The organism is Streptomyces sp. R41 (genome assembly GCF_041053055.1).
In the GTDB taxonomy this organism is placed as follows: domain Bacteria; phylum Actinomycetota; class Actinomycetes; order Streptomycetales; family Streptomycetaceae; genus Streptomyces.
Map to the genome: position 1 here is coordinate 2286208 of NZ_CP163443.1, position 22087 is coordinate 2308294.

General features: G+C 71.0%; 19 protein-coding genes. 7 read left to right on the forward strand and 12 right to left on the reverse strand.

Translation table 11 applies throughout. From position 1 onward, the window contains the following. Positions 1-23: 23 nt before the first annotated feature. Genes AB5J53_RS10805 through AB5J53_RS10820 form a run of 4 tightly spaced genes read right to left on the reverse strand, consistent with a single transcriptional unit; the run spans position 24 to position 4909 of the window. Positions 24-1043 (reverse strand): ABC transporter permease, encoded by a 1020-nt coding sequence (locus AB5J53_RS10805; RefSeq protein WP_369245403.1) that lies wholly within the window; start codon positions 1041-1043, stop codon positions 24-26. After that, positions 1040-2566 carry a sugar ABC transporter ATP-binding protein gene (locus tag AB5J53_RS10810; protein ID WP_369245404.1) on the reverse strand — a complete coding sequence of 509 codons (1527 nt, stop codon included), beginning with the start codon at positions 2564-2566 and terminating at the stop codon, positions 1040-1042. The genes AB5J53_RS10805 and AB5J53_RS10810 overlap by 4 nt, the downstream gene beginning before the upstream one ends. Position 2567: 1 nt before the next feature. Next, a complete protein-coding gene (locus AB5J53_RS10815; RefSeq protein ID WP_369245405.1) occupies positions 2568-3599 on the reverse strand; it encodes a sugar ABC transporter substrate-binding protein in 1032 nt (343 codons plus the stop codon). After that, positions 3596-4909, reverse strand: coding sequence for an enolase C-terminal domain-like protein (locus tag AB5J53_RS10820; RefSeq protein WP_369245406.1), 1314 nt, complete (start codon positions 4907-4909; stop codon positions 3596-3598). The genes AB5J53_RS10815 and AB5J53_RS10820 overlap by 4 nt, the downstream gene beginning before the upstream one ends. 270 nt (positions 4910-5179) lie before the next feature. On the opposite strand from AB5J53_RS10820, the gene AB5J53_RS10825 reads away from it, so the two are divergent. Next, positions 5180-6256: a PAC2 family protein gene (locus tag AB5J53_RS10825; protein WP_369245407.1), complete on the forward strand. Its 1077-nt coding sequence runs from the start codon at positions 5180-5182 to the stop codon at positions 6254-6256. 77 nt (positions 6257-6333) lie between these two features. On the opposite strand, the gene AB5J53_RS10830 is transcribed toward AB5J53_RS10825, so the two are convergent. Continuing rightward, positions 6334-7269 (reverse strand): SMP-30/gluconolactonase/LRE family protein, encoded by a 936-nt coding sequence (locus AB5J53_RS10830; protein ID WP_369245408.1) that lies wholly within the window; start codon positions 7267-7269, stop codon positions 6334-6336. 361 nt (positions 7270-7630) lie between these two features. Between AB5J53_RS10830 and AB5J53_RS10835 the strand changes: the two genes are divergently transcribed. Beyond that, positions 7631-9382 (forward strand): S8 family serine peptidase, encoded by a 1752-nt coding sequence (locus AB5J53_RS10835; protein WP_369245409.1) that lies wholly within the window; start codon positions 7631-7633, stop codon positions 9380-9382. 59 nt (positions 9383-9441) lie between these two features. Beyond that, positions 9442-10140: a hypothetical protein gene (locus AB5J53_RS10840; RefSeq protein ID WP_369245410.1), complete on the forward strand. Its 699-nt coding sequence runs from the start codon at positions 9442-9444 to the stop codon at positions 10138-10140. A 76-nt stretch (positions 10141-10216) separates the two neighbouring features. Here AB5J53_RS10840 and mshC read toward each other — a convergent pair whose 3' ends face one another. From mshC to AB5J53_RS10860, 4 genes are all read right to left on the reverse strand, one after another. Next, positions 10217-11446, reverse strand: a complete 1230-nt coding sequence (gene mshC, locus AB5J53_RS10845) for a cysteine--1-D-myo-inosityl 2-amino-2-deoxy-alpha-D-glucopyranoside ligase (protein WP_369245411.1) — start codon at positions 11444-11446, stop codon at positions 10217-10219. A gap of 329 nt (positions 11447-11775) precedes the next feature. Beyond that, positions 11776-12594 (reverse strand): SCO1664 family protein, encoded by an 819-nt coding sequence (locus tag AB5J53_RS10850; protein ID WP_369245412.1) that lies wholly within the window; start codon positions 12592-12594, stop codon positions 11776-11778. Further along, a complete protein-coding gene (locus AB5J53_RS10855) occupies positions 12558-13148 on the reverse strand; it encodes a DUF3090 domain-containing protein (RefSeq protein WP_369245413.1) in 591 nt (196 codons plus the stop codon). Before AB5J53_RS10855 ends, AB5J53_RS10850 begins: the two co-directional genes overlap by 37 nt. Before the next feature lie 120 nt (positions 13149-13268). Then, positions 13269-13955, reverse strand: a complete 687-nt coding sequence (locus tag AB5J53_RS10860) for a histidine phosphatase family protein (RefSeq protein ID WP_369245414.1) — start codon at positions 13953-13955, stop codon at positions 13269-13271. Between the two features lie 62 nt (positions 13956-14017). Here AB5J53_RS10860 and corA point away from each other — a divergent pair, with 62 nt between their 5' ends. Beyond that, complete coding sequence (gene corA, locus AB5J53_RS10865) at positions 14018-15016, forward strand: magnesium/cobalt transporter CorA (protein WP_369245415.1); 999 nt, start codon at positions 14018-14020, stop codon at positions 15014-15016. Positions 15017-15076: 60 nt separating this feature from the next. Here the strand turns inward: corA and AB5J53_RS10870 are convergent, their stop codons facing one another. Next, positions 15077-15865: a ferritin-like domain-containing protein gene (locus tag AB5J53_RS10870; protein ID WP_369245416.1), complete on the reverse strand. Its 789-nt coding sequence runs from the start codon at positions 15863-15865 to the stop codon at positions 15077-15079. 229 nt (positions 15866-16094) lie between these two features. After that, the gene (locus tag AB5J53_RS10875; RefSeq protein WP_369245417.1) at positions 16095-17150 is read right to left on the reverse strand and encodes an LLM class F420-dependent oxidoreductase; all 1056 of its coding nucleotides are present in this window, start codon (positions 17148-17150) and stop codon (positions 16095-16097) included. Positions 17151-17301: 151 nt separating this feature from the next. Here AB5J53_RS10875 and AB5J53_RS10880 point away from each other — a divergent pair, with 151 nt between their 5' ends. Together AB5J53_RS10880 and AB5J53_RS10885 are read left to right on the forward strand one after the other, a co-directional pair. Next, a complete protein-coding gene (locus AB5J53_RS10880) occupies positions 17302-18285 on the forward strand; it encodes an aldo/keto reductase (protein ID WP_369245418.1) in 984 nt (327 codons plus the stop codon). Beyond that, the gene (locus AB5J53_RS10885; protein ID WP_369245419.1) at positions 18282-20495 is read left to right on the forward strand and encodes a helix-hairpin-helix domain-containing protein; all 2214 of its coding nucleotides are present in this window, start codon (positions 18282-18284) and stop codon (positions 20493-20495) included. The genes AB5J53_RS10880 and AB5J53_RS10885 overlap by 4 nt, the downstream gene beginning before the upstream one ends. A gap of 634 nt (positions 20496-21129) precedes the next feature. On the opposite strand, the gene AB5J53_RS10890 is transcribed toward AB5J53_RS10885, so the two are convergent. Next, the gene (locus tag AB5J53_RS10890) at positions 21130-21819 is read right to left on the reverse strand and encodes a hypothetical protein (RefSeq protein WP_369245420.1); all 690 of its coding nucleotides are present in this window, start codon (positions 21817-21819) and stop codon (positions 21130-21132) included. A 47-nt stretch (positions 21820-21866) separates the two neighbouring features. On the opposite strand from AB5J53_RS10890, the gene AB5J53_RS10895 reads away from it, so the two are divergent. Beyond that, positions 21867-22055: a DUF5703 family protein gene (locus AB5J53_RS10895; protein ID WP_028801646.1), complete on the forward strand. Its 189-nt coding sequence runs from the start codon at positions 21867-21869 to the stop codon at positions 22053-22055. Positions 22056-22087 lie beyond the last annotated feature (32 nt).

Here is a 22087-nt window from a genome sequence, read left to right on the forward strand (position 1 = left end):
GAAGGCTCGTGGCCCCGGAAGACTCAGTCCTGCTTCTCGCCGCTCGCGAACCGCGAGATCACCAGCGCCACGATGATGATCGCCCCGTTGAGGAACTGGTTCCACAGCGCGGGCACGCCGCCCAACGTCATGACGTTGACGACGAGTTGCAGGGTCAGTACGCCGGTCAGCGCGCCGAAGAGGGTGCCCCGGCCGCCCTTCAGGCTGATGCCCCCGATCACCGCCGCCGCGAAGACCTGGAAGATCCATCCGTTGCCCTGTGTCGCCGCGACCGAGCCGTAGTGGCCGGTGTAGAGGACGCCGGCGAAGGCGGCGAGCAGGCCGCCGATCGCCAGGACGATCCAGGTGATGCGGTCGACCCGGATCCCGGCCGCGCGGGCGGCCTCCGGGTTGCCGCCGATCGCGTACAGCGCGCGCCCGTGCCGGAACCAGGCGAGCACACAGCCGCCGATCGCGAAGAGCGTGAGGCAGATCCAAACGGCGGCGGGCGCCCCGAGCCAGTCCGTCTTGCCCAGGTACCGGAAGGATTCCGGCACATCGGTGATCGACTTGCCCTCGGTGATGCCGATGTGGAGGCCGCGCAGCATGGTGAGCATGCCGAGCGTGGCGATGAAGCCGTTGACCCGCAGCTTGAGCATCAGGAAGCCGTTGACGCCACCGATCAGCAGGCCGGTCAGCAGGCAGAGGGGAATGGCCGTCCAGACGGGGAGCAGGCCGAGGCCCGCGAAACGCCCCCCGTGCGCCGGCAGCACCAGCCACATGGCGACGACCGGCGCGATGCCGATCGTCGACTCCAGCGAGAGGTCCATCCGGCCACAGATGAGGATCAGCGCCTGGCCCAGCACGAGCAGGCTCAGCTCGCTCGACTGCTGCACGACGTTGATGAGGTTCGTGGAGGTCAGGAAGACCGGCGAGACGATGTACCCGATCACCATCAGGACGAGGATCACGGGGACGAGCGAGAAGTCGCTCCAGCGCACATACCGCACGAACTGCAGAGATCGTTCCTTGGCGGCGGTCGGCGGCCGCAGGGTCTCCGTCATGCTCCCTCCTTCTGCCCGGTCACAGGGGACTCCCGCTCGCCCACGCCCTCCATGGCCGCCACCAGCTCCCGGTCGGTCCACCCGGCGCCGTACTCCCCCACCACTCGCCCGTGGAAGAGCACCAGCAGCCGGTCGCAGACCCGCAGGTCGTCCAGCTCGTCGGAGACGATCAACGCCGCCTGCCCCTCGTCGGCGACCCGTCGTACGACGGAGAGCAGGGCCTCTTTGGAGCGGACGTCGACCCCGGCGGTGGGGCGCAGCGCCACCAGGGCGTGCGGGCGGCGGGCCAGCGCCCGTGCCACGACGACCTTTTGCTGGTTGCCGCCGGACAGCCCCGACACGGGCTGGTCGGGTCCGCGGGTCTTGATGTCGAGCGAGCGGATCATGGAGGCCGCGAACTCCCGGGTGCGGGAGGGCAGTACGGTCCCCCAGGGGCCCAGCTGGTCGGCGACGGTGAGCGTGGCGTTCTCGGCGACACTGCGGCCGGTGACGAGTCCCTGGCGGTGCCGGTCCTCTGGGATGTAGCCGATGCCCGCCTCCAGGGCGTGCGGCACACTGCCGACCCGGATCGCTCGTCCACGGACGCGGATCGCGCCCGCCGTCGGCGTGCGCATGCCCACCAGCGTCTCGCCGAGCGCGGTGCCCCCACTGGCCGCCGCTCCGGCGAGGCCGAGTACTTCACCGGGGCGCACCGTGAAGTCGACGGGCTCGAACTCACCCTCCAGGGCGAGTCCTTGGGCCTCGAGGTGCGGTGGGACGTCGGCGCCGCCCGTCCGTCGCGGCTCCCAGTCGGCCATGGCCGACGCCTCCTCCCCCGTCATCGCCGCGACGAGGTCCGCCTTGGCCAGGCCCGCCACCGGCGCGGTCAGCACCCGGCGGGCGTCGCGCAGGACGGTCACGGTGGAGCAGAGCTCGTACACCTCCTGGAGGTGGTGCGAGATGTACAGGAACGCGACCCCGTGCGCCTGGAGGTCGCGGAGCTTGTCGAAGAGGCGCTGAATGCCGTGCGCGTCCAGCTGTGCGGTCGGCTCGTCGAGGATGATCAGCCGGGCGCCGAAGGAGAGCGCCTTGGCGATCTCGACGAACTGCCGCTGTTCGACCGTGAGTTCCTTGGCGCGTAGGCCCGGGTCGACGTCGACCCCGTACTCGGCGAGCAGCGCCCGCGCGCGGGCGCGAAGCCGCGGCCACCGGATGAACCGCCCGGCGAACCGGTTGAGGAACAGATTCTCCGCGACGGTGAGTTCCGGCACGACCATCGACTTCTGGTAGACGCAGGCCACCTTGGACTGCCAGGCCGCCGTGTCCCCGTACGGCGGCGCCGGCTCCCCGTCGAAGCGGACGGTCCCTGCGTCCGGGCGGTGCAGCCCGGTCAACACACTGACCAGTGTCGACTTGCCCGCGCCATTGCGCCCCACGAGCGCGTGCGACTCGCCGGGCCGTACGGTGAGGTCGACACCGTCGAGAGCGAGGGTCGGCCCGAAGCGTTTGCGGACGCCCTCGGCTTGAACTGCCGCCGCCCTCACGCTACTTGCCCAACTGATTGGCCCAGAGTTTCGGGTCGTCCACGTTGTCCTTGGTGACCAGCGGCGCGGGCAGCTGGTCCTCGTACCCGTTGGGGATCTTGATGATCATGGAGTCGTGATCGGTCGCGCCCGTCTTCACCTCGACGTCGTCCAGGGCCTGCTTCGCCCAGTAGAGCGCGTACTTGGCGTACAGGTCGGCGGGCTGCGAGACCGTCGCGTCGATCTTTCCCGCGCGGATCGCGTCCAGCTCCTGCGGGATGCCGTCATTGGAGATGATCGTGATGTGGCCCTTGGTCCCGGCGGGTTTGAGCAGCTTCTTCTGTTCGAGCAGAGCCAGGGTCGGCTCCAGGAAGACACCGCCGGCCTGCATGTAGATTCCGCTCAGGTCCGGGTTGGCGGCCAGCGTCGACTGGAGTTTCGCCGACGCGACCTCGCCCTTCCACTCCGTGGCCAGCTCGAAGACCTTGATCTTCGGATAATTCTTGGTCATGCAGGACTTGAACGCCTCGGATCGGTCCCGCCCGTTGATGGACGCCAAGTCGCCCTGGAACTCTGCGACTTTGCCCGTCCCCTTCAGCTGCTCGCCGAGATACTTGCAGGCCTTCTCGCCATACGCGCGGTTGTCGGCCCGTACGACCATGTAGACCTCGCCCTTGTCGGGGCGGGTGTCGACGCTGACGACCGGGATCTTCTTCTCCTGAAGGGTGTTGAGCGTCTCGGCGACCGCGCCGGTGTCCTGCGGGGCCATGATCACGGCCTTGGCACCCTGGTCGGTGAAGGTCTGTACGTTGGCCGCGAGCCGCCCGATGTCGTTCTGTGAGTTGGTCAGTGGCAGCGTGGAGAGCTTGTCGGCCTTGATGTCCTTCTTGACGTAGTCCTGGTAGGAGTTCCAGAAGTCGCTGTCGTTGCGGGGCATGTCGATGCCGATCTTGTCGCTCGACGAGCCGCCGCCCGAGTCCCGGTTGCAGGCGGCGAGCACGGTCGAGGCCAGCAGGGCGGCGCAGGCCAGCGCGGTTGTCGTACGCAGTCTCATCGGGTGCCACTCCCTTTCGACGTCTGCCAGACGGGCCCGTCCGGATAGGAATGCGCGGCGATCGACTCGGGGCGCATCCGGGCCGAGAAGCCGGGGGCGCTCGGCGCCCTGTAGCGGCCCGCCACGACGACCGCCGGGTCGGTGAAGTGCTCGTGCAGATGGTCGACGTACTCGATGACCCGGTCCTCGCGGCTGCCGGAGACCGCCACGTAGTCGAACATCGCCAGGTGCTGGACCAGCTCGCACAGCCCGACCCCGCCCGCGTGCGGGCAGACGGGGACCTGGAACTTCGCGGCGAGCAGCAGGATCGCGAGATTCTCGTTGACGCCGGCGACCCGGGCCGCGTCGATCTGCACGAAGTCGACGGCGCGGGCCTGCAGGAGCTGCTTGAAGACGACGCGGTTGGCGACGTGCTCACCGGTGGCGACGCGGACCGGCTGGCCGTCGCGGACGGCCGCGTGGCCCAGTACGTCGTCGGGGCTGGTGGGTTCCTCGATCCAGTGCGGCTCGTACGGAGCCAGGGCCGCCATCCACCGGACCGCCTCGCCGACGTCCCAGCGCTGATTGGCGTCGACCGCGATCCGCACGTCCGGGCCGACCGCCTTGCGGGCCAGGCGCATGCGCCGGACGTCCTCCTCGATGTCCACGCCGACCTTCAGCTTGATCTGGGTGAAGCCGTCCGCGACGGCGTGCTCGGCGAGGCGGACCAGCTTGGCGTCGTCGTAGCCGAGCCAGCCGGGCGTGGAGGTGTACGCGGGATAGCCGTCCTTGATCAGCTGCTCCGTCCGTCGTGCGCGGCCCGGTTCGGCGGCCCGCAGGACGGTCAGCGCCTCGTCCGGGGTGAGGGCGTCGCTGAGGTAGCGGAAGTCGACCAGGCAGACCAGCTCCTCGGGGGTCATCCCCGCGAGGAAGCGCCACACGGGCAGGCCCGCCCGCCGGGCCGCGAGGTCCCAGGCGGCGTTGATCACCGCGCCCGCCGCCATGTGCATCACCCCCTTCTCGGGCCCCAGCCAGCGCAGCTGAGAGTCGTGCGTGACCGCGAGATGGACGGCGGCGAGATCCGCCGCGGTACGAGGGACCGGGCGCCCGACGACATACGGGCGCAGCGCCTCGATCGCCGCGGCCACGACCTCGTTGCCGCGGCCGATGGTGAAGCAGAAGCCGTGGCCTTCCGATCCATCGGAGGTCTGCAGCACCAGATAGGCGGCGGAGTAATCCGGATCCGGATTCATCGCGTCCGAGCCGTCGAGCTGCTCCGAAGTGGGAAACCGGATGTCGTGCACCTCGAAGCCGGTGACGGTCTCGTCCATGCGTGCCCCTTGTCGCCCACTGAACATCGGACCTCTCGCGGTCATCCGACGTATAGCGCGGCCTCACGACAACGTCCAGGGTCCTCGGTGAAGTTGACCAAGGACAGCTCGGATGACTGAGAGGTGACCCAGGGCGGCGATCAAGAGTGTTCCCGGGCTCTCGGCGGGGCAGTGATCCGTTCACTCCCCCGTGCAAGGGGGCTGCGGAGGCCCCCTCGGAACGCCGTAAGGTTGGGGCGTACGCGAGGGCACGTCGGAAGGAGGCGCTGGGTGATCGAGCTGGAGGGGGTTCCCGAGCTGATCGACCCAGTCATGGTGGCCGCGTTCGAAGGCTGGAACGACGCCGGCGACGCCGCCTCCACCGCGGTCGCGCATCTGGACAGGGAGTGGAAGGGCGAGGTGTTCGCGGCACTGGACGCCGAGGACTACTACGACTTCCAGGTGAACCGCCCCACGGTGTGGCTGGACGGCGGCGTACGCAAGATCACCTGGCCGACCACGCGGCTGTCGGTGGTCCGGGTCGGCGGCGAGAAGCCGCGCGACCTGGTGCTGGTCCGCGGTATCGAGCCGTCGATGCGCTGGCGCTCGTTCTGCAACGAGCTGCTGGGCTTCGCGCACGAGCTGGGTGTCGAGCTGGTGGTGATCCTGGGCGCCCTGCTCGGTGACACCCCGCACACACGTCCGGTGCCGGTCAGCGGGGTCACGTCCGATCCCGATCTGGCGCGCACCATGGACCTGGAGGAGACCAAGTACGAGGGCCCCACGGGCATCGTCGGCATCCTCCAGGAGGCGTGCACGCACGCGGGCGTACCGGCCGTGTCCCTGTGGGCGGCCGTACCGCACTACGTCTCGCAGCCGCCCAACCCGAAGGCGACGCTGGCCCTCCTCAACCGCTTGGAGGACCTCATCGACCTGCGCATTCCGCTGGGCGAGCTGCCCGAGGACGCGCGTGCCTGGCAGCTCGGCGTGGACCAGCTGGCCGCCGAGGACAGCGAGGTCGCCGAGTACGTGCAGACGCTGGAGGAGGCCCGGGACACCGCCGAGCTGCCCGAGGCGTCCGGCGAGGCGATCGCCCGCGAGTTCGAGCGCTATCTGCGCAGACACGACGGCAGCGGTCCGGCGGCGGGGGCCGGCGGCCACGCCGCGGAGAGCGGCGACACCGCCTCGTACCTCCGCGACAGCCCCAGCGGCCGCAACCGGCCGCCGATGCCGCAGCGGCCCGAGACGGACGCCGGATCAAAGGCGGACACCGGATCGGACGCCGAGGCCGACCGCGAACCCGAGGCCGACGCCGGACCCGACGTCGACGGCAAGGAGAGCGGCTCCGAGGACTCCTCGGAGGACTGACCGAGGACTCCTCGGAGGACTGAACCAGCAGGGGCGGTGCTTACGACGCGCATCGCCCCTGAATCATCGGAGGCCCGTCAGACCCGGTCCACCGCCACCACGTCGTAATCCGTGTCCGGCGTCGGCTCGACGTCGAAGCGGGCGTTCGGCAGATACAGCCGGTCGTCCCACGCCGCGACCGTCGTCGGGATCCTGAAGCGCGGGTCGGTGATCCGGGCGATCGCCGTGCCCTTGGTGCCGGAGGCGTTCAGGCGGAAGACGTCGATCAGGTTCTGTTGCTGCTGAACGGCGTAGAGGGTGCGGCCGAGGAGCAACAGGCCGTCCCCGTTGGGGAGTTCGGAAGCCCCCAGGTCCACGGCGGTGGCCGCCCCCGTACGCGGGTCGACCCGCATGAGTCCGCCGCCGCCCGCGACCGTGTTCACCACGAGCAGCGCGCGGCCGTCGGGCGTGCGCTCGATGCCATTGGCGGTGAAGTCGGGGCCCTGCTCCCAGTCACCGGTGAGCGGCACGGTCGTGACGGCCCCCGGCTCACCGTGGCTGCCGAGCGCGAGCCGGTAGAGCCGCGCCTGATAGGAGTCGGTGAACCAGGCGGCGTCCGGGGTGAGGATCACGTCGTTCACGAAGGTGCCCCCGACGGCGTACACCTTCTCGATCTCGCCGCTGCGGGCGTCGACGGTACGCAGCTCGCCGCTGCCGCCGCCGGCGAGGAAGAGCCTGCCGTGGCGGCCGATCTTGAGGCCCACGGTGGGGTGTTCGGCCCCGAGGCCCTTGCTGATGACGCCGCCGAGCCCGGTGCTCAGGCTCGCGCGGTAGATGTCGCCGTTGGCGAGCGATCCGAAGTAGGCGAACGGGGCTGAGCCGATGGTGATGCCCTCGGGCTGGAAGCCATGGGGCAAGGAGAATTGGGTGGGCCGATGTTGTTCGGCCGCGTGGGCGGTACTGCCCAGCAACGCCGCTCCTCCCAGTGCGGCGGTCGCGGTGAGCAGTCTTCGACGTGCGAAGGAACGGTGCATGGAGCGTCCTTCCGCAGGGGGCCGGCTCGGGCCGGCCGAGGGGTCAACAGCCGCTGCCACCCCATCACATGACTTACGCCCCCGCAGCCTTTGGCCGGATTGCGGCGTGACATCTGTTTCAAGACGGATTGCACAGGGTTCCCCATTCAACTTGTTTTCAAACCAAGTTGGCGAAGGCGGGGTGGACGAGTTGCCGTGGGCGTGCCAGGTTGTGCCCCGAAGGCGCGGCCCGGGGACGGGACATGGCACCGCGTCGTCCCGCGACAGAGCACCGCAAGGAGTCACGGCACGGCAGTGGACAGGGCACGGCAGAGCACACGCAGGGACCGGCACCCGCATGGATCGAAGGGAGCGGTACGCGATGACCGACCAGGTACAGCCGGCGCAGGGCCCGGGAATGTCCGGGCCGGGGCCCGACGGAGCGGGATTCACCTACCGAGGAGCCGAGCAGGAGCTGATCGTCGTCGCACGCCCCGAGGCCCGGCTTCGCGCCCGGGCCGAGGGCGTCCGCTCGGCGGTGGGCGCTGACGTATCGGCCCTCAACATGTTCCTCAGCGACGAACAGCTCGCCCTGGAACCGCTGTTCGGCAGCGAGGAGCGCCTGCAGCAGTCGCAGCAGCAGTCCACGGCGGCGGGCACCGACGCCGGGCCCGACCTGGCGCTCTTCTACCGGGTGCGCGGCGTCGAGAGCCGCGCCCAGGAACTGCGCTCGCGGATCGCCGCGCTGCCGGAGATCGACACGGCGTACGTGAAGCCGGGTGCCGTTCCCGCCTCGGTGGGGTCGGTCGGGCAGAGCTCGGACGACAGTCGGCGGATGAAGGAAGGGGCGCCCGTCACCCCCGACTTCACCAGCCGCCAGGGCTATCTGCGTCCGGCGCCCGAGGGCATCGACGCCTACTGGGCCTGGCAGCGTCCGGGCGGTACGGGCCAGGGCGTGACGGTGATCGACGTGGAGGGGGCCTGGCAGCTGGGCCACGAGGACCTGGCCGCGAAGCTCGCCGGCGTCGTCGTCGGCACCCCGCTGACGGACGTCGCCTGGCGCAACCACGGCACCGCCGTGATCGGGGTGATCGGCGGCGACCGCAACGAGTACGGCATCACCGGCATCGTGCCGGACGCCGTGACCGCGGCCGCGTCCTTCCAGGGCATCGGCACGGCGGCCGCGATCCACGCGGCGGCCGACCGGCTCGGCCCCGGCGACATCCTCCTGATCGAACTGCACGCTCCAGGACCGCGGTTCGACTTCGAACAGCGCGACGACCAGCAGGGCTACATAGCGATCGAGTGGTGGCCGGACAACTTCGCGGCCATCCGGTTCGCGACCGCCAAGGGCGTCGTCGTCGTGGCCGCCGCCGGCAACGGCGCCGAGTCGCTCGACGACGCGGTGTACGAGCGCCGCCCCGCCGAGTTCCCCGAGTGGTGGCGCAACCCCTTCAACCCCTCCAACCAGTCCTCCGGCGCGGTCCTGGTCGGCGCGGGCGCACCGCCGCCCGGCACACACGGCCGCGACCACGGCCCGGACCGCTCACGGCTCGCGTTCTCCAACTACGGGGCACGCGTGGACGCGCAGGGCTGGGGACGCGAGGTCACGACCACCGGCGGCTTCTGGGACCGGCCCGGCGATCTGCAGGGCGGTGCCGAGGAGATCGGCTGGTACACGGACACGTTCTCCGGGACCTCCTCCGCCTCCCCGGTGGTGGTCGGTGCCCTGGCCGCACTGCAAGGCATGCTCAAGGCTGCGGGCCAGGAACCGATGTCCCCGGAGCGTGCCCGCGCGGTGCTGCGGGCCACGGGCTCCCCGCAGCAGGACGCGCCGGGCCGACCCGCATCCCAGCGGATCGGCAACCGGCCGGACATCAAGGCGGCGGTCACCCATCTGCTGCCGGAGGCGGTCGGCTCGGGCCAGGCCGAGCGGTACTGGGACGAGCTGCTGCCGTATCCGCGCGAACTCCCGCCCAGGCTCCGGCTGTACGTGTCCGGCGCCTGGCGCAACCTCAACAACCCGTCCCCCGAGATCCGCCAGGCGGTGCACACCGCGTTCGCGGGGGGACGGCCCGACGTACGTGTCTGGTTCTCGGACGACGAGATCGTCGGCCTGGTGGTCACGGGCTGATCGTCACGGGCTGACGGAACCCAACCAATGCTCAACCAATGAGGGAAGGTGGCACCCGCATGAGCACCACCCCGCAGATGAGCCAACTGGGACAGCAGCAAGGACAGCACATGGGCCAGCAGGGCCCGAGCACGGCACCGCCGCAGCAGGTCGGGCAGCCGCAGGGCATCGGCCAGCAGCAGCCCTTCGGGCAGCAGATGCAGCAGCCGCACGGACAGCAAGGCATCGGTCAGCAGCAGATGCAGCAGCCGCACGGACAGCAAGGCATCGGTCAGCAGCAGATGCAGCAGCCGTACGGACAGCAGGGCATCGGCCAGCAGCAGATGCAGCAGCCGCACGGACAGCAAGGCATCGGCCAGCAGCAGATTCCGCAGCAGCAGAACCCGCAGCAGATTCCGCAGCACCTGCAGCAGCAGCTCCAGCAGCTCGGCCAGCAGCAGCCCTTCCAGCAGCTGCTCCAGCAGCTCGGTGGGCAGCAGCAACAGCAGCAGCTGGGCCAGCCGCTGGTCCTGCAGAGCGCCGTCGAGACCCAGGCGCTGGTGAGTGGCGTGGCCACGCGTTTCTGGGACGTCGTCACGCCGCTCCCGGGCCAGCCGTCGATTCTCTACCTGCTCATCAACAACGTGTGGCGCGGTCTGGTCAACCCCAACCAGGTGACGCATGACGAGGTCCAGGAAGCCTTCGCCTACGGGCAGCAGGTCATCGGGATCTACGACTCCACCAGCGGCGCCATCCAGGCCGTCATCGTGAACAAGTAGCGGGGACGGCTCCACGCACAAAGGGCGCCGGGCGGGTGAGAACCCGCCCGGCGCCCGGCCGTTGCTGTCCCTGTTGTCAGAGAGCCACTCCGAGGAGGGCGTCCACGGCGCGCGAGACGACGCCGGGGCCGCCCTCGTCCGTGCCGCCCCGCTCGTGCTGGAGCGCGGCCCAGCGGTCGACCGCGGCGAGCGCCGCCGGCGCGTCCAGGTCGTTCGCCAGGGCGTCGCGGATCTCCTGGACGAGCGCGTCGGCGGACGGGCCGTCGGGCCGCGACACCGCCGCCCGCCAGTTCTCCAAGCGCGCGAGCGCCTCTTCGAGGACGGAGTCCGTCCACTCCCAGTCGGCCCGGTAGTGGTGCGCGAGCAGCGCGAGCCGTATGGCGGCCGGGTCGACCCCGTCGCGCCGGAGCTTGGACACGAAGACCAGGTTGCCCTTGGACTTCGACATCTTCTCGCCGTTGAGGGCGACCATGCCGGCGTGCACGTACGCCTTGGCCATCGGGAACTCGCCGGTCAGCACCTGGGCGTGGGACGCGCCCATCTCATGGTGCGGGAAGGCCAGGTCGGAACCGCCGCCCTGGACGTCGAAGCCCATCCCGAGGTGGTCGAGGGCGATCGCGACGCACTCGATGTGCCAGCCGGGCCTGCCGCGGCCCAGCGAGCCGCCGTTCCAGCTCGGCTCGCCCTCGCGGGCCGCCATCCAGAGCATCGGGTCGAGCGGGTTCTTCTTGCCCGGACGGTCCGGGTCACCCCCGCGCTCGGCGGACAGCAGGCGCATCGCGGCGGCGTCCAGGTTGGACACCTGCCCGAAGTGCGGGTCGGACTCGACGGAGAAGTACACATCCCCCTCGAGCTCGTACGCCGCTCCCGCGTCCCGCAGCCGCTCGACGAGCGGCACGATGCCGGGTATCGCCTCGACGGCGCCGATGTAGTGCCGCGGCGGCAGCATCCGTAGAGCGGTCATGTCCTCACGGAAGAGGGCGGTCTCCTTCTCGGCGAGTCCTACCCAGTCGACGCCGTCCCGCTCCGCCCGCTCCAGGAGCGGGTCGTCGACGTCGGTCACGTTCTGGACGTAGTGAACCTGCCGCTTGGTGTCGAGCCACACGCGCTGAACGAGGTCGAACGCGTTGTAGGTCGCCGCGTGCCCCATGTGGGTCGCGTCGTACGGCGTGATGCCGCACACGTAGATACGGGCGACGGGACCGGGGTCAAGGGTGACGAGCCCACCGGTCGCGGTGTCGTGGATCCGGAGGTCGCGGCCCTCACCAGGCAGGGCGGGGACCTCAGAAGCGGGCCAGGCATGCATGTCATGAGCCTAACCGGACGGAACTTCCGTATACGAACCGGCCAGCACGTGATGGCCGAGAGGGCACTCTTGCGCGCCATCGGGTGATGTGTCCTGGGACACCTGAGAGCTCGGGGGATCCGGCACTGCGGCACGCCTGACGCCGGGGCGGCTGCCCACTGTCCAGGCTGCGGGCAACCGTGCCGCTGGGGCGGCCGCCCACCCGGCAGCGGCAGTCTTCGTTGCTGCGGGCATGCGTGCCGCCAGGGGCGGCACCCGTCCCCGAGAGCGGCACCCCGAAAGCGCCGGGGTGCGCACCACCCCCTACGACGCCCCCACCCGGGGATACCTCACACCGGCGGCCAAGGAATCGCAGGCCACTCCCCACTCGGCTCCGGGTGCTTGCCGGAGGCGAGCATCGCCGAGACACGCGTGCGCGTGGCATCGACTTCGGCGACAGTGATGAGTTCGGCCAGCCGAGTGGAAAGCGGTGCGCCCGGCGCCAAGCCGTCCCGCAGGGACGCGAGCACGGACACCGCCTCCGCCGTCAGCGCCTCCCCCGCCCACCCCCACAACAGCGTCCGCAACTTGTTCTCGGCGTTGAAGGTGACCCCGTGGTCGATCCCGTACAGCCGCCCCTCACCATCGGGCAGCAGATGCCCGCCCTTGCGATCGGCGTTGTTGATCACGGCATCGAGCACGGCCAGCCGTCGCAGCCGAACATCGTCGGCGTGCACCAGCAGCGCCGTCTTCCCCTCACCGACCTCGGCGAAGCCGATCGCCTTCCAGCCCTCCTCGGGCTCCTCACGGTCCACCAGGGCGAGCAGCTCGGCCTCCGGGGACGCCTCGATCCACAGCTGGCACATGCCCTGCCCGTACGGCCCCTCACGCAGCACGGTGGGCGGCACGAGCCCCCACCCGGTCGCCTCGGACACCTCGTACGCCGCGACCTCGCGCTGCGCCAGCGTGCCGTCCGGGAAGTCCCACAGCGGCCGCTCACCGGCGACGGGCTTGTAGACGCAGAACGCGTCCCGGCCCTCGTACGACACGGAGCAGTAGAGCACCGCGTTCGACGCCTCACGAATCCGTCCGCGCACCTTCAGCTCACCCTTGGCGAGCAGCTCGGCCGTGGTCACGCTCCGCGGCGGTATCCGTTCTGGCGCGGACATACGTGTCCTTCCGGGTCGAGCGGGAGGCTGCACAGCGGGCAGGGCGGCCGGCCCGCGTTGACGACGTCGAGGGCGCGCTTGGCGAAGGCCCGGGCCTGCGCGCCGGTGAGCCGGACCCGGAGCATGGGCGGACCGTTCTCCTCGTCCTGGAGCAGCCGCTCCTCGGCCTCGGCGAGGTCCTCCTCGGAGTCCGCGTCGAGCTCCACGAGCGCCTGCGCCTCGACGATCATGCGCTGCTCGTCACCGTCCCAGGCCAGCGCCATGGTGCCGACCCGGAACTCCTCCTCCACGGGGGTGTCCAGGGGCGCGGTGTCGGACACCTCGGTCGGGGCCATGGCCGGAACGGGCGCGCTGCCACCGGTGCGCCGTACGACCTCGTCGAGGAGCTCGTCCATGCGCTCGGCGAGCGCGGCGACCTGGGTCTTCTCCAGGGCCACGCTGGTCACCCGCGGTCCTGAGGAGGCCTGCAGGAAGAAGGTACGGCGCCCGGGCAACCCGACCGTACCGGCCACGAAGCGGTCCGGGGGGTCGTAGAGGAACACCTGACGGGACACGTCCTGTCTCCATTGAATCGACATGAGGACCGGCTGACTGCGTCGGTCCGCATCGGCTGCTGAGAACCTGCTGACAACTACTGTGCTGCTTCGACCGCTTCACCCTACTGCGGCCGACGATCACGGTGCGCCCGCACCGCCCCCCACCGGGGCGTCCGCGCTCGGGGGCTCCTCGCGCGGCGCCAGGGACGCGAAATCACCGGTGTCGCCGAGGCGTACGAGAAACGGCCTCATGCGTGTGTAGCGGATCGCGGTGATGGAACACGGTTCAACAGAGATCCGCTGGAAGAGGTCGAGATGAAGTCCGAGTGCGTCCGCGACAAGGGACTTGATGATGTCGCCGTGCGAGCACATGAGGTACACGGCGTCACCACCGTGATCGCGCTCCACGCGCGCGTTCCACTCGCGCACGGCCTCGGCGGCCCGTGTCTGCATGGCCCGCATCGACTCGCCGCCGGGGAACGCGGCCGCGGACGGATGCGCCTGTACGACTTCCATCAGCGGCTCGTCCTTGAGTTCGGCGAGCTTGCGGCCGGACCAGTCGCCGTAGTGGGCCTCCCCGATGCGGTCGTCGGTGTGCACTCGCAGCTCGGGCCGGGCGTCGAGCAGCGGCTGGACGGTCTCCTGGCAGCGCTGCAGGGGGCTGGTGACGACCTCGGAGATCGGCAGGCCGGCGAGCCGCCCGGGCAGGGCCGCGGCCTGTTGGGCGCCGCGCTCGTCGAGGGCGACGCCGGGCGTCCAGCCGGCGAGCAGTCCCGCGGTGTTGGCGGTGGAACGTCCGTGCCGGACGAGGATCAGGGTGGGCATGCGGCCCAGCCTAGGCGCCCGCTGGGGTGCGCCCCCGAGCGGACGGCGGGAGAATACTCTCCGTGATCGTCGACTGCGCCATCTATCGTGACGGGCGCCGGACGGAGGGTCCCGACGACCTCTCCGACGCCTTGGCGCAGTGCCGTGCCGGGCATGACGCATTCGTCTGGATCGGCCTGTACGAGCCCACGGAGAAGGAGTTCGACCGGGTCACGGAGGAGTTCGCGCTGCACCCGCTGGCGATCGAAGACGCCCTCAAGGCGCATCAGCGCCCCAAGCTGGAGGTGTACGACGACTCGCTGTTCATGGTCCTCAAGCCGGTGGCGTACGACGCGGAGCACGACACGGTCTCGTCCGGCGAGGTCATGGTCTTCATCGGGGACTCGTTCGTCGTCACCGTGCGGCACGGTGAGGAGTCGCCCCTCGCGGCCGTGCGGCACCGGCTGGAAGAGGAACCCGAGATGCTCCGGCACGGTCCGACGGCGGTGCTGTACTCCATCGCCGACGCCGTGGTCGACCACTACGTGGACGTCGCGGGCGAGCTGGGAACGGACTTGGAGGAGCTGGAGGCGGAGGTGTTCTCGCCGTCCGGTGGAAGCTCCCGGAGCACCGCGTCCCGGATCTACAACTTCAAGCGGCAGATCCTCGAGTTCCGCAGGGCCACGGGTCCGCTGGCCCAGCCGCTGGTCCGGCTCGCGGGCATCGGGCCCTTCCTGGCCTCGCTGCCCTTTGTGCACGACAAGGCACAGCCGTTCTTCCGGGACGTCAGCGACCATCTGACCCGGGTCAACGAGTTGGTCGAGGGTCTGGACCGGCTGGTCTCGGACATTCTGTCGGCGCATCTCGCGCAAATGACCGTGCGGCAGAACGACGACGTGCGGAAGATCTCCGCATGGGCGGCCATGGCCGCGGTCCCCACGATGATCGCCGGGATCTACGGGATGAATTTCGACCACATGCCGGAGCTGCACTGGCTGTGGTCGTATCCGGCACTGATCCTGGTGCTGGTCATGCTGGAACTCTGCCTGTATCGCCTCTTCAAGCGGCGGGGCTGGCTGTAACAGAACACATCACGCTTCCCGTGGGGATCGTGAGGTGTTCCACGCACGCGTGAAGGTCGATCACGCGAACTCGGGAGCGGCCGCCGCCGGCCCGCCCAGTGCGTCGCGCCGTTCGGGCATCTTCAGGGAGACCATCCGGCGCCAGCCGACGGCCCGCTCGTAGGCGTGGACGGCGTGGATGCCGGCGGCGAGCGTCGCCGTCTTGGCCCTGGGCCAGCCCAGGATGCGCCCCATGTGGGCCATCACGGCGAGACTGACATCCCGGTAGATGCGGATCTCGGCGTGCGCGCACTCGCGCAGCGTCCGCTGGATGGCGCGGCCGTGTCCGGCGCACGCGAAACGCAGCAGCTCCTCGTGGCAGTAGGCGAGGTGGTTGTCCTCGTCGTTGGAGATCATCTTCACCGCGCGGCCGACATCCGGGTGGTCCGCGAAGTGCTTGCGCAGCAGCTCCATCTGCTCGGAGGCGCGCTGCTCGGTGACCCGGCTGTGGGCGAGATACGCGACGATGTCCTGCACGGTGAGCGGCTGATCGCCCTTGAGCTTCTCGTGCGCGAGGCCGATGCCGTGCCGCTCCAGGAGCATGGTGTAGTCGGTGTCGGAGGGAACCTCGACGGGTTCGAGGCCGCGCTTCTTCATAAGGGCGTTGAAGATCCGCCCGTGTTTGTCCTCGTCGGCGCCGTGCCGGGCGATCTTGGGCGCGAGCCCGCGCTCGCTCTGCGGAACGAGCGCCGCGATCCGGGCGTTCTCCCAGCCCCCTTGCGACTCCCCACTGGCGGCGATGGAGCAGAACAGCCGGAACGACTCGTCGTTGTCCAGGATCTCCTGGAACAGACTCTTCGCCGAAAGCATCACTGACACCTCTCTGCAGGGTTGCGCAGAAAACGAGTCAAATGGGATGCCAGGAGCGCGGCAACCGATGTGTCGGACAAATCCGCCAAACGACGGATGACGAGACAGGCCCGGGCGCGTAACCAAGGGGGCGCCGTCGCGTTGTTCCCCGTGACGGCCGTGGCGGGGAAGACCCCCCGAGCCCCCACCACGGCCGCAGAAACTCTCCTTGGACCTGTTACTCCGCGCCTTACGCGAGCCCTGCCCGCTCCAGCGCTTCGAAACCGGCCCGGAGCGAGGCGATCCGGTCGTCCAGCGTGAACCCCGCGGGGGCCAGCGTGAGCGTGGTGACCCCGGCGGCGGCATACGCCTTCATCCGGTCGGCGATGCGGTCGACGGAGCCGAGCAGGGTGGTCTGGTCGATCAGGGCGTGCGGGATGGCGGCGGCCGCGCCCTCCTTGTCGCCGGACAGGTACTTGTCCTGGATCTCGGCGGCTTCCTTCTCGTATCCCATGCGCTGGGCGAGCTGATTGTAGAAGTTCTGCTTGCGGCTGCCCATGCCGCCCACGTACAGCGCGGTGTAGGGGCGGAACATGTCGGCGAGCGCCGCCACGTTCTTGTCCTCGCCGAGGGCGAGCGGCAGCGTCGGGCAGACGTCGAAGCCCTCCATCGTCTTGCCGGCCTTCTCGCGGCCCGCGCGCAGGTGCCTGATCGCGGTGTCCTCGAGGTGGTCGGCGGAAGGGAAGATCAGCAGCGCGCCGTCGGCGATCTCGCCGGTCTGCTCCAGGTTCTTGGGGCCGATCGCGGCGACGTAGAGCGGAATGTGCTCGCGCTCGGGGTGCACGGTCAGCTTGATCGGCTTGCCCGGGCCGCCGGGCAGCGGCAGCGTCCAGTGCTCGCCCTCGTACGAGAGGCGCTCGCGCGTCATCGCCTTCCGTACGATCTCCACGTACTCGCGGGTGCGCGCCAGGGGCTTGTCGAACTTGACGCCGTACCAGCCCTCGGAGACCTGCGGTCCGGAGACGCCGAGACCGAGGCGGAAGCGGCCGCCCGACAGCGAGTCGAGGGTGGCGGCGGTCATCGCGGTCATCGCGGGCTGGCGGGCCGGGATCTGGAAGATGGCCGAGCCGACGTCGATGCGCTCGGTCTGGGCGGCGACCCAGGTGAGCACGGTCGCCGCGTCGGAGCCGTAGGCCTCGGCGGCCCAGCACACGGCGTATCCGAGCCGGTCGGCCTCCTGGGCGACGGCGAGATTGTCCGCGTCCATTCCGGCGCCCCAGTAGCCGAGGTTGATCCCGAGCTGCATGGCCGTTCCCCTTACCGATCAGTAACGTCCCTTGTTGCGGAGACCCTAGCGCGCTGGTGGGCGCGGCGGCAGGCACGGGTTCGCGCTTGCCCGAACCTCGTTGTCCACAGGGCCCCCACGTAGTGAGTTCTGGCCAGTAATCTCGGCGTCCATGGAGCAGAGGCATCTCGGCCGTACCGGCCTGCGTGTGTCCCGGATCGGACTCGGCACCCTCACATGGGGGCGGGACACGGACGAGCATGACGCCGCGGACCTCTTGAAGGTGTTCTGGGAAGCGGGCGGGACCCTCGTCGACACCGCGGACGTGTATGGGGACGGGGAGGCCGAGTATCTGCTCGGACGCCTCACAGAAGGGCTCGTGCCGCGCCGGGACCTGGTCATCTCGACGAAGGCGGGGAGTGTGCCCGACCCGGACCGCCGCTTCGACGGCTCGCGCGGCCATCTGCTGTCGGCGCTCGACGCCTCGCTCGCCCGCCTCGGCACGGACTACGTGGACCTGTGGCACGTCCACGCGTACGACCCCGACACTCCCCTGGACGAGACCCTTCAGGCGCTCGACCTCGCGGTCAGCAGCGGTCGCGCGCGCTACGCGGGAGTGTCCAACTTCTGCGGCTGGCAGCTCGCCAAGGCGGCGACCTGGCAGCTCGCGGCGCCCGGGATACGGACACGCCTCGCCAGTACGCAGATGGAGTACTCCCTGCTCCAGCGCGGCGTAGAGCGAGAGGTACTGCCGGCCGCTCTCGACCTGGGCATCGGCCTGCTGCCCTCCTCGCCGCTCGGGCGGGGCGTGCTCACGGGCAAGTACCGGAGTGGGACGCCCTCCGACTCCCGGGGCGGCTCGGAGCACCTCGCGCCCTTCGTCGCGCCGTACCTGGACGACACGGCGAGCGGCATCGTGGACGCGGTGACGACCGCGGCGGACGGTCTCGCCGTGACCCCGCTCCAGGTGGCTCTCGCCTGGGTCCGCGACCGGCCCGGCGTCGCCGCCCCCATCGTCGGCGCGCGCAACGCGCAGCAGCTCGCTGCCGCGTTGTCAGTGGAGACCCTTAGTCTTCCTGACGAGATCTGCCGGGCGCTCGACGACGTGTCGGCACCGGTGCACCACTATCCCGATCACGACTGGAGCACGCTGTGAGCACGGAGCCCGAGACCACGGAGGACGCGGAGCCGGGGGCACCGGGCGCGGACACGGCCGACGGCGCCGTCGAAGGCGCTGAGGCTGCCGCGGTCGACACGGCCGCGCCCGCCGAGGGCGTGGACGCCGACGCGGCAGCCTCCGCAGGGACCGAAGCCTCCGAAGCTGCCGCCCAGTTGTCCGAGGCCGAGGCCGAGCTGAAGGCCCAGCGCCTGGAGCGGGAGCGCATCGAGCGGCGGAAGGCCGAGAAGCAGGGGCCGATCGAGGCCGGGGCCAAGCTCAGCGGGAAGGCCGCGGATCTGCTCGCGGCGGTGCGGGCCGTGGAGAGCGGCGAGAAGCCGGTGGCCACCGCGTTCCACGAGCCCGAGCCCGCTCCGCGCGGGGTCACACAGGAGCCCGTGCGGCGGCCGCAGCCCGTGGTCGCCCCGGCCGCCGTGCCGTCGGCCGCCGCACCGCGGGCCGTCGAGGCCGTGCGGGCCGTACTGACCGAGGGCGGCGCGCCGGACGCGCTCGCGGCACAGGTCGTCACGGCCCTCGGCGAGGGCGCCGACGAGCAACTGCGCGAGGATCCCTGGCAGTTGCTGCGTGTCTTGGGCGTGCGGCCCGAGCAGGCCGACGGGTTCGCCCGCGCGATGCTCGGCGCGGAGTGCGGCCCGGACGACGAGCGGCGCGGCCGGGCGCTCACGGTCTGGCTCCTGGAGCAGGCCGCCCTCGCCGGACACACCGCCCTCGACGCCCCGGCGCTCACCGCCGCGCTCGCCCAGCGCTCGGTGCCGGACCCGGACGCGGCCGTGCAGAGCACCCTGGCGGAGGGTGAGGCCCTGGTCTTCCAGGACGCGCTCGACACGGCGGCCCCCGTTCAGGAAGAGGGCGCCGCGGAGGGCGAAGAGCGCCCGGTCCGCGTCCTGGTGGGCCTGGAGCGGTACGCCCTCGCGGAAGAGAGCCTCGCCGACGGGCTGGCCCGGGTGATGAACTCCGTGCCGAAGGAGGACGGTTCGGCCGCCGACTGGGAGCAGGCCGCCGCGTCGGCCACGCGCTCCGCCGCCGAGCTGATCCGCGCGGTCGCGGGCCACGGCCTGGTCCTGCACACCGGCGGGAACGCGTCCCAGGCCGAGGCGGCGGCGCTGCTGTGCGCCGCGCGCGGTCTCGGCCTGCGCGGCTGGGCCGCCACGCACACGCCGAGCGGCCGCGACCGCTTCACGGCCCACCCGGCCCTCCGCGACCTGCCGGACGGCGCCGAGGACGGCACGGGCACGGGGGTCGCCACCGTCGCCGGGCTCCTCTCCGGCGCCGAGGGCCCGGGCCGGGACACCGACGGCGCCTTCGATCTCGACCTCCTCGTCGTCCTGGACGCGCCGCAGCTCGACGTCGAGACGGCGGCCGTGCTCGCCGAGTCGCTGCCGGACGGCGCGCGGCTGGTGCTGAGCGGGGACCCGGGGGTGCTGTGGTCGGCGGGTCCGGGGAAGGTCTTCGCGGATCTCCTCGCCGCCCGCGCATGCCCGCAGGTGGCCTCCCGGACGCCGGACTCCGGGCCCATCGGAGAGCTGGTCTCCGGAGTCGGCATCGGTGAGCTGAACCAGGTCGAGGCGCCCGGCAAGGAGGTCGTGATCGTCCCGGTGCGCGACGCCGGCGAGGCGGTGCACCGGACCGTGCAGCTGGTCGCGGACTCGGTGCCGCGCGCGATCGGCATCCCGGCCGAGCAGACGCAGGTGATCACGCCGGGGCACGGCGGGGCGGTCGGCACGCGCGCGCTCAACACCGCGCTCAAGGAGCGACTGAATCCCGGTCCCGGCCGCTTCGGCGGCTTCGACCCGGGCGACCGGATCGCGTACTCCCCCGCGCCGGGGCGTTCGGTGCCGGGGCATGTGGTGAAGGCCGACGCCGAGGGGCTGCATCTGGAGTGCGCCGGGCTCCCCGTCGTCGTACCGAAGGAGCGGGTGGAGCAGTCCGTGCGGCACGGGTGGGCGCTCACGGCGCACCAGGCGGTGGGCGTGCGCTGGCCCGCCGTTGTCGTGGTGCTCCCCGGCGATGCCGCGCAGTCCCTGACCAGGCCCTGGGTGTACACGGCCTTCGGCCGCGCCGAGCGTCATCTGTCCGTGGTGCACGGGGTGGAGGGGGCCTTGCAGCGGGCGGTGGCGGAGGTGCCGCAGAAACCGCGCACCACGCGCCTGCCGGTCCTGCTCAAGGCACAGGCCCCGGCGGCCGGCTGACCTCCCGGCGCCGGAGTGCACCACCGTGTGTGGGAGCACCCGGCGCCGGGGGCAACCGGGGCTGGGTGCGCGGCTCGGCGCTTACGAGGTGCCGCTCTCTTTGGGACGGGTGCCGCACCAGCGGCACCATTGCCCACAGCTGAGACGGCTGCGACGGCCCGCGCCCAGCAGGCCCGCACCCCATGCCGCCGCAGGTCGGCTGCGACGGCACCCCGCAGGCTCGCACCCCATGCCGCCGCAGGTCGGCTGCGACGGCACCCCGCAGGCCAGCACCCCATGCCGCCGCAGGTCGGCTGCGACGGCACCCCGCGGGCCCGCACCCCATGCCGCCGCGGCTGGGCTGCCGTCCGCAGCGCCACGCACACCCGCAGCTACGACAGCTGCGACAGCGCCCACGCATGTCCCGCCCCGTGCCGCGGCGGGTGGGCTGCCCGCCGCTCGCCGCACGCACGCCCACGGCTAAGACGGCCATGACGGCGCCCCGCGTGCCCCCCATCCTGTGCCACTGCGGGTGGGGCTACCGCCCTAGCGGCACGCACGTTCACAGCCGCGGTGGCTGCCCCACGCCGCACGCAGGCCCGCAACCACGGTGGCTGCCCCTCCGGCGCTGCCGCCCGCGGCTGCGCCGTCGAGATCAGCGGTCCGCGTCCAATGGCTCCAGGTCGCCGTCGGGGCCGAGGCCGTCCTCCAGGTCGTCGTCGTCCGACTCTTCGTCGAAGACCGCGCTGACGTCGAAGCGGCAGACCACCCGTTGTGGGTCGATCGACTCGAACGGGGTCTCCAGCCATTCGCCGGGCTCGGCGGGTTCGTCGGCGGCGGTCACCCAGAGCGTGGAGTCACCCTCCTCCAGGCCGAACTCCTTGTGCCGGGAGGCGATCTCGTCCGGTTCGAACTCGCCGAACAGGACCCCGAGCGCCCCATGGATCGTGCCGGCCGCCGCGTCGAAGCCCGCGGTGGCGGTGGCCCCCTCCTCCTCCACGGCTTCCACCCGCTGGGCCTGCGCCAGCAGTCGCTGCGGTTCCACCACCGCGTAGTCCCGGCGGATCAGTACGCTCAGCGCATTCGGCTCCTCGGGGCCCGTGTACGGCGGCAGCGTGTCGTCACTGCCGGGGATCTCGAAGGGCGTGACCTCGTCGTAGCGGTCGTAGAGGAGCTCGTCGTACTCCTCGGCCGCGGCGGCCAGCTCATTGAACGCCTCGTAGACACCCGGGTCGTCTTCACCCGTCCTGCGCTCGACCGCGGCCAGGTGGCGGTCGAGCGCGGTCTTGACCGCCTCGGCGGCGGCGCGTACCTCGGCAGCGGTGGGCTGCACAGCATCAGACATAGTGCAGACGCTATCCGTACACGGGCTCTGCCCGCACAATAGATGCGATGCCGGAATACGAATTTGTCGACGTGTACGTACCGCGCGGGGTTTCCCGCAAGGAAACGACACGCCTGCTGACGGACCATGCCGAGTACGGACACTGGGAGTTGGACCGCCTGAGCCTGCTGCGCGACGGCAGCCGCAAGGTGCGGCTGCGCCGGCGGATCATCCGCCAGGTACGCGCCACGTGGTGACGGAAGGCGGCTGAGAACGGAGCGGGCCCCGC

What these genes read in the sequence shown, in the direction of transcription:
- AB5J53_RS10820 (WP_369245406.1), bottom strand. Translation starts at nt 4,909, where the DNA reads ATGGACGAGACCGTCACCGGCTTCGAGGTGCACGACATCCGGTTTCCC.
- AB5J53_RS10805 (WP_369245403.1), bottom strand. Translation starts at nt 1,043, where the DNA reads ATGACGGAGACCCTGCGGCCGCCGACCGCCGCCAAGGAACGATCTCTG.
- mshC (WP_369245411.1), bottom strand. Translation starts at nt 11,446, where the DNA reads ATGCATGCCTGGCCCGCTTCTGAGGTCCCCGCCCTGCCTGGTGAGGGC.
- AB5J53_RS10835 (WP_369245409.1), top strand. Translation starts at nt 7,631, where the DNA reads ATGACCGACCAGGTACAGCCGGCGCAGGGCCCGGGAATGTCCGGGCCG.
- AB5J53_RS10880 (WP_369245418.1), top strand. Translation starts at nt 17,302, where the DNA reads ATGGAGCAGAGGCATCTCGGCCGTACCGGCCTGCGTGTGTCCCGGATC.
- AB5J53_RS10860 (WP_369245414.1), bottom strand. Translation starts at nt 13,955, where the DNA reads ATGCCCACCCTGATCCTCGTCCGGCACGGACGTTCCACCGCCAACACC.
- AB5J53_RS10840 (WP_369245410.1), top strand. Translation starts at nt 9,442, where the DNA reads ATGAGCACCACCCCGCAGATGAGCCAACTGGGACAGCAGCAAGGACAG.
- AB5J53_RS10815 (WP_369245405.1), bottom strand. Translation starts at nt 3,599, where the DNA reads ATGAGACTGCGTACGACAACCGCGCTGGCCTGCGCCGCCCTGCTGGCC.
- AB5J53_RS10890 (WP_369245420.1), bottom strand. Translation starts at nt 21,819, where the DNA reads ATGTCTGATGCTGTGCAGCCCACCGCTGCCGAGGTACGCGCCGCCGCC.
- AB5J53_RS10875 (WP_369245417.1), bottom strand. Translation starts at nt 17,150, where the DNA reads ATGCAGCTCGGGATCAACCTCGGCTACTGGGGCGCCGGAATGGACGCG.
- AB5J53_RS10895 (WP_028801646.1), top strand. Translation starts at nt 21,867, where the DNA reads ATGCCGGAATACGAATTTGTCGACGTGTACGTACCGCGCGGGGTTTCC.
- AB5J53_RS10850 (WP_369245412.1), bottom strand. Translation starts at nt 12,594, where the DNA reads ATGTCCGCGCCAGAACGGATACCGCCGCGGAGCGTGACCACGGCCGAG.
- AB5J53_RS10870 (WP_369245416.1), bottom strand. Translation starts at nt 15,865, where the DNA reads ATGCTTTCGGCGAAGAGTCTGTTCCAGGAGATCCTGGACAACGACGAG.
- AB5J53_RS10830 (WP_369245408.1), bottom strand. Translation starts at nt 7,269, where the DNA reads ATGCACCGTTCCTTCGCACGTCGAAGACTGCTCACCGCGACCGCCGCA.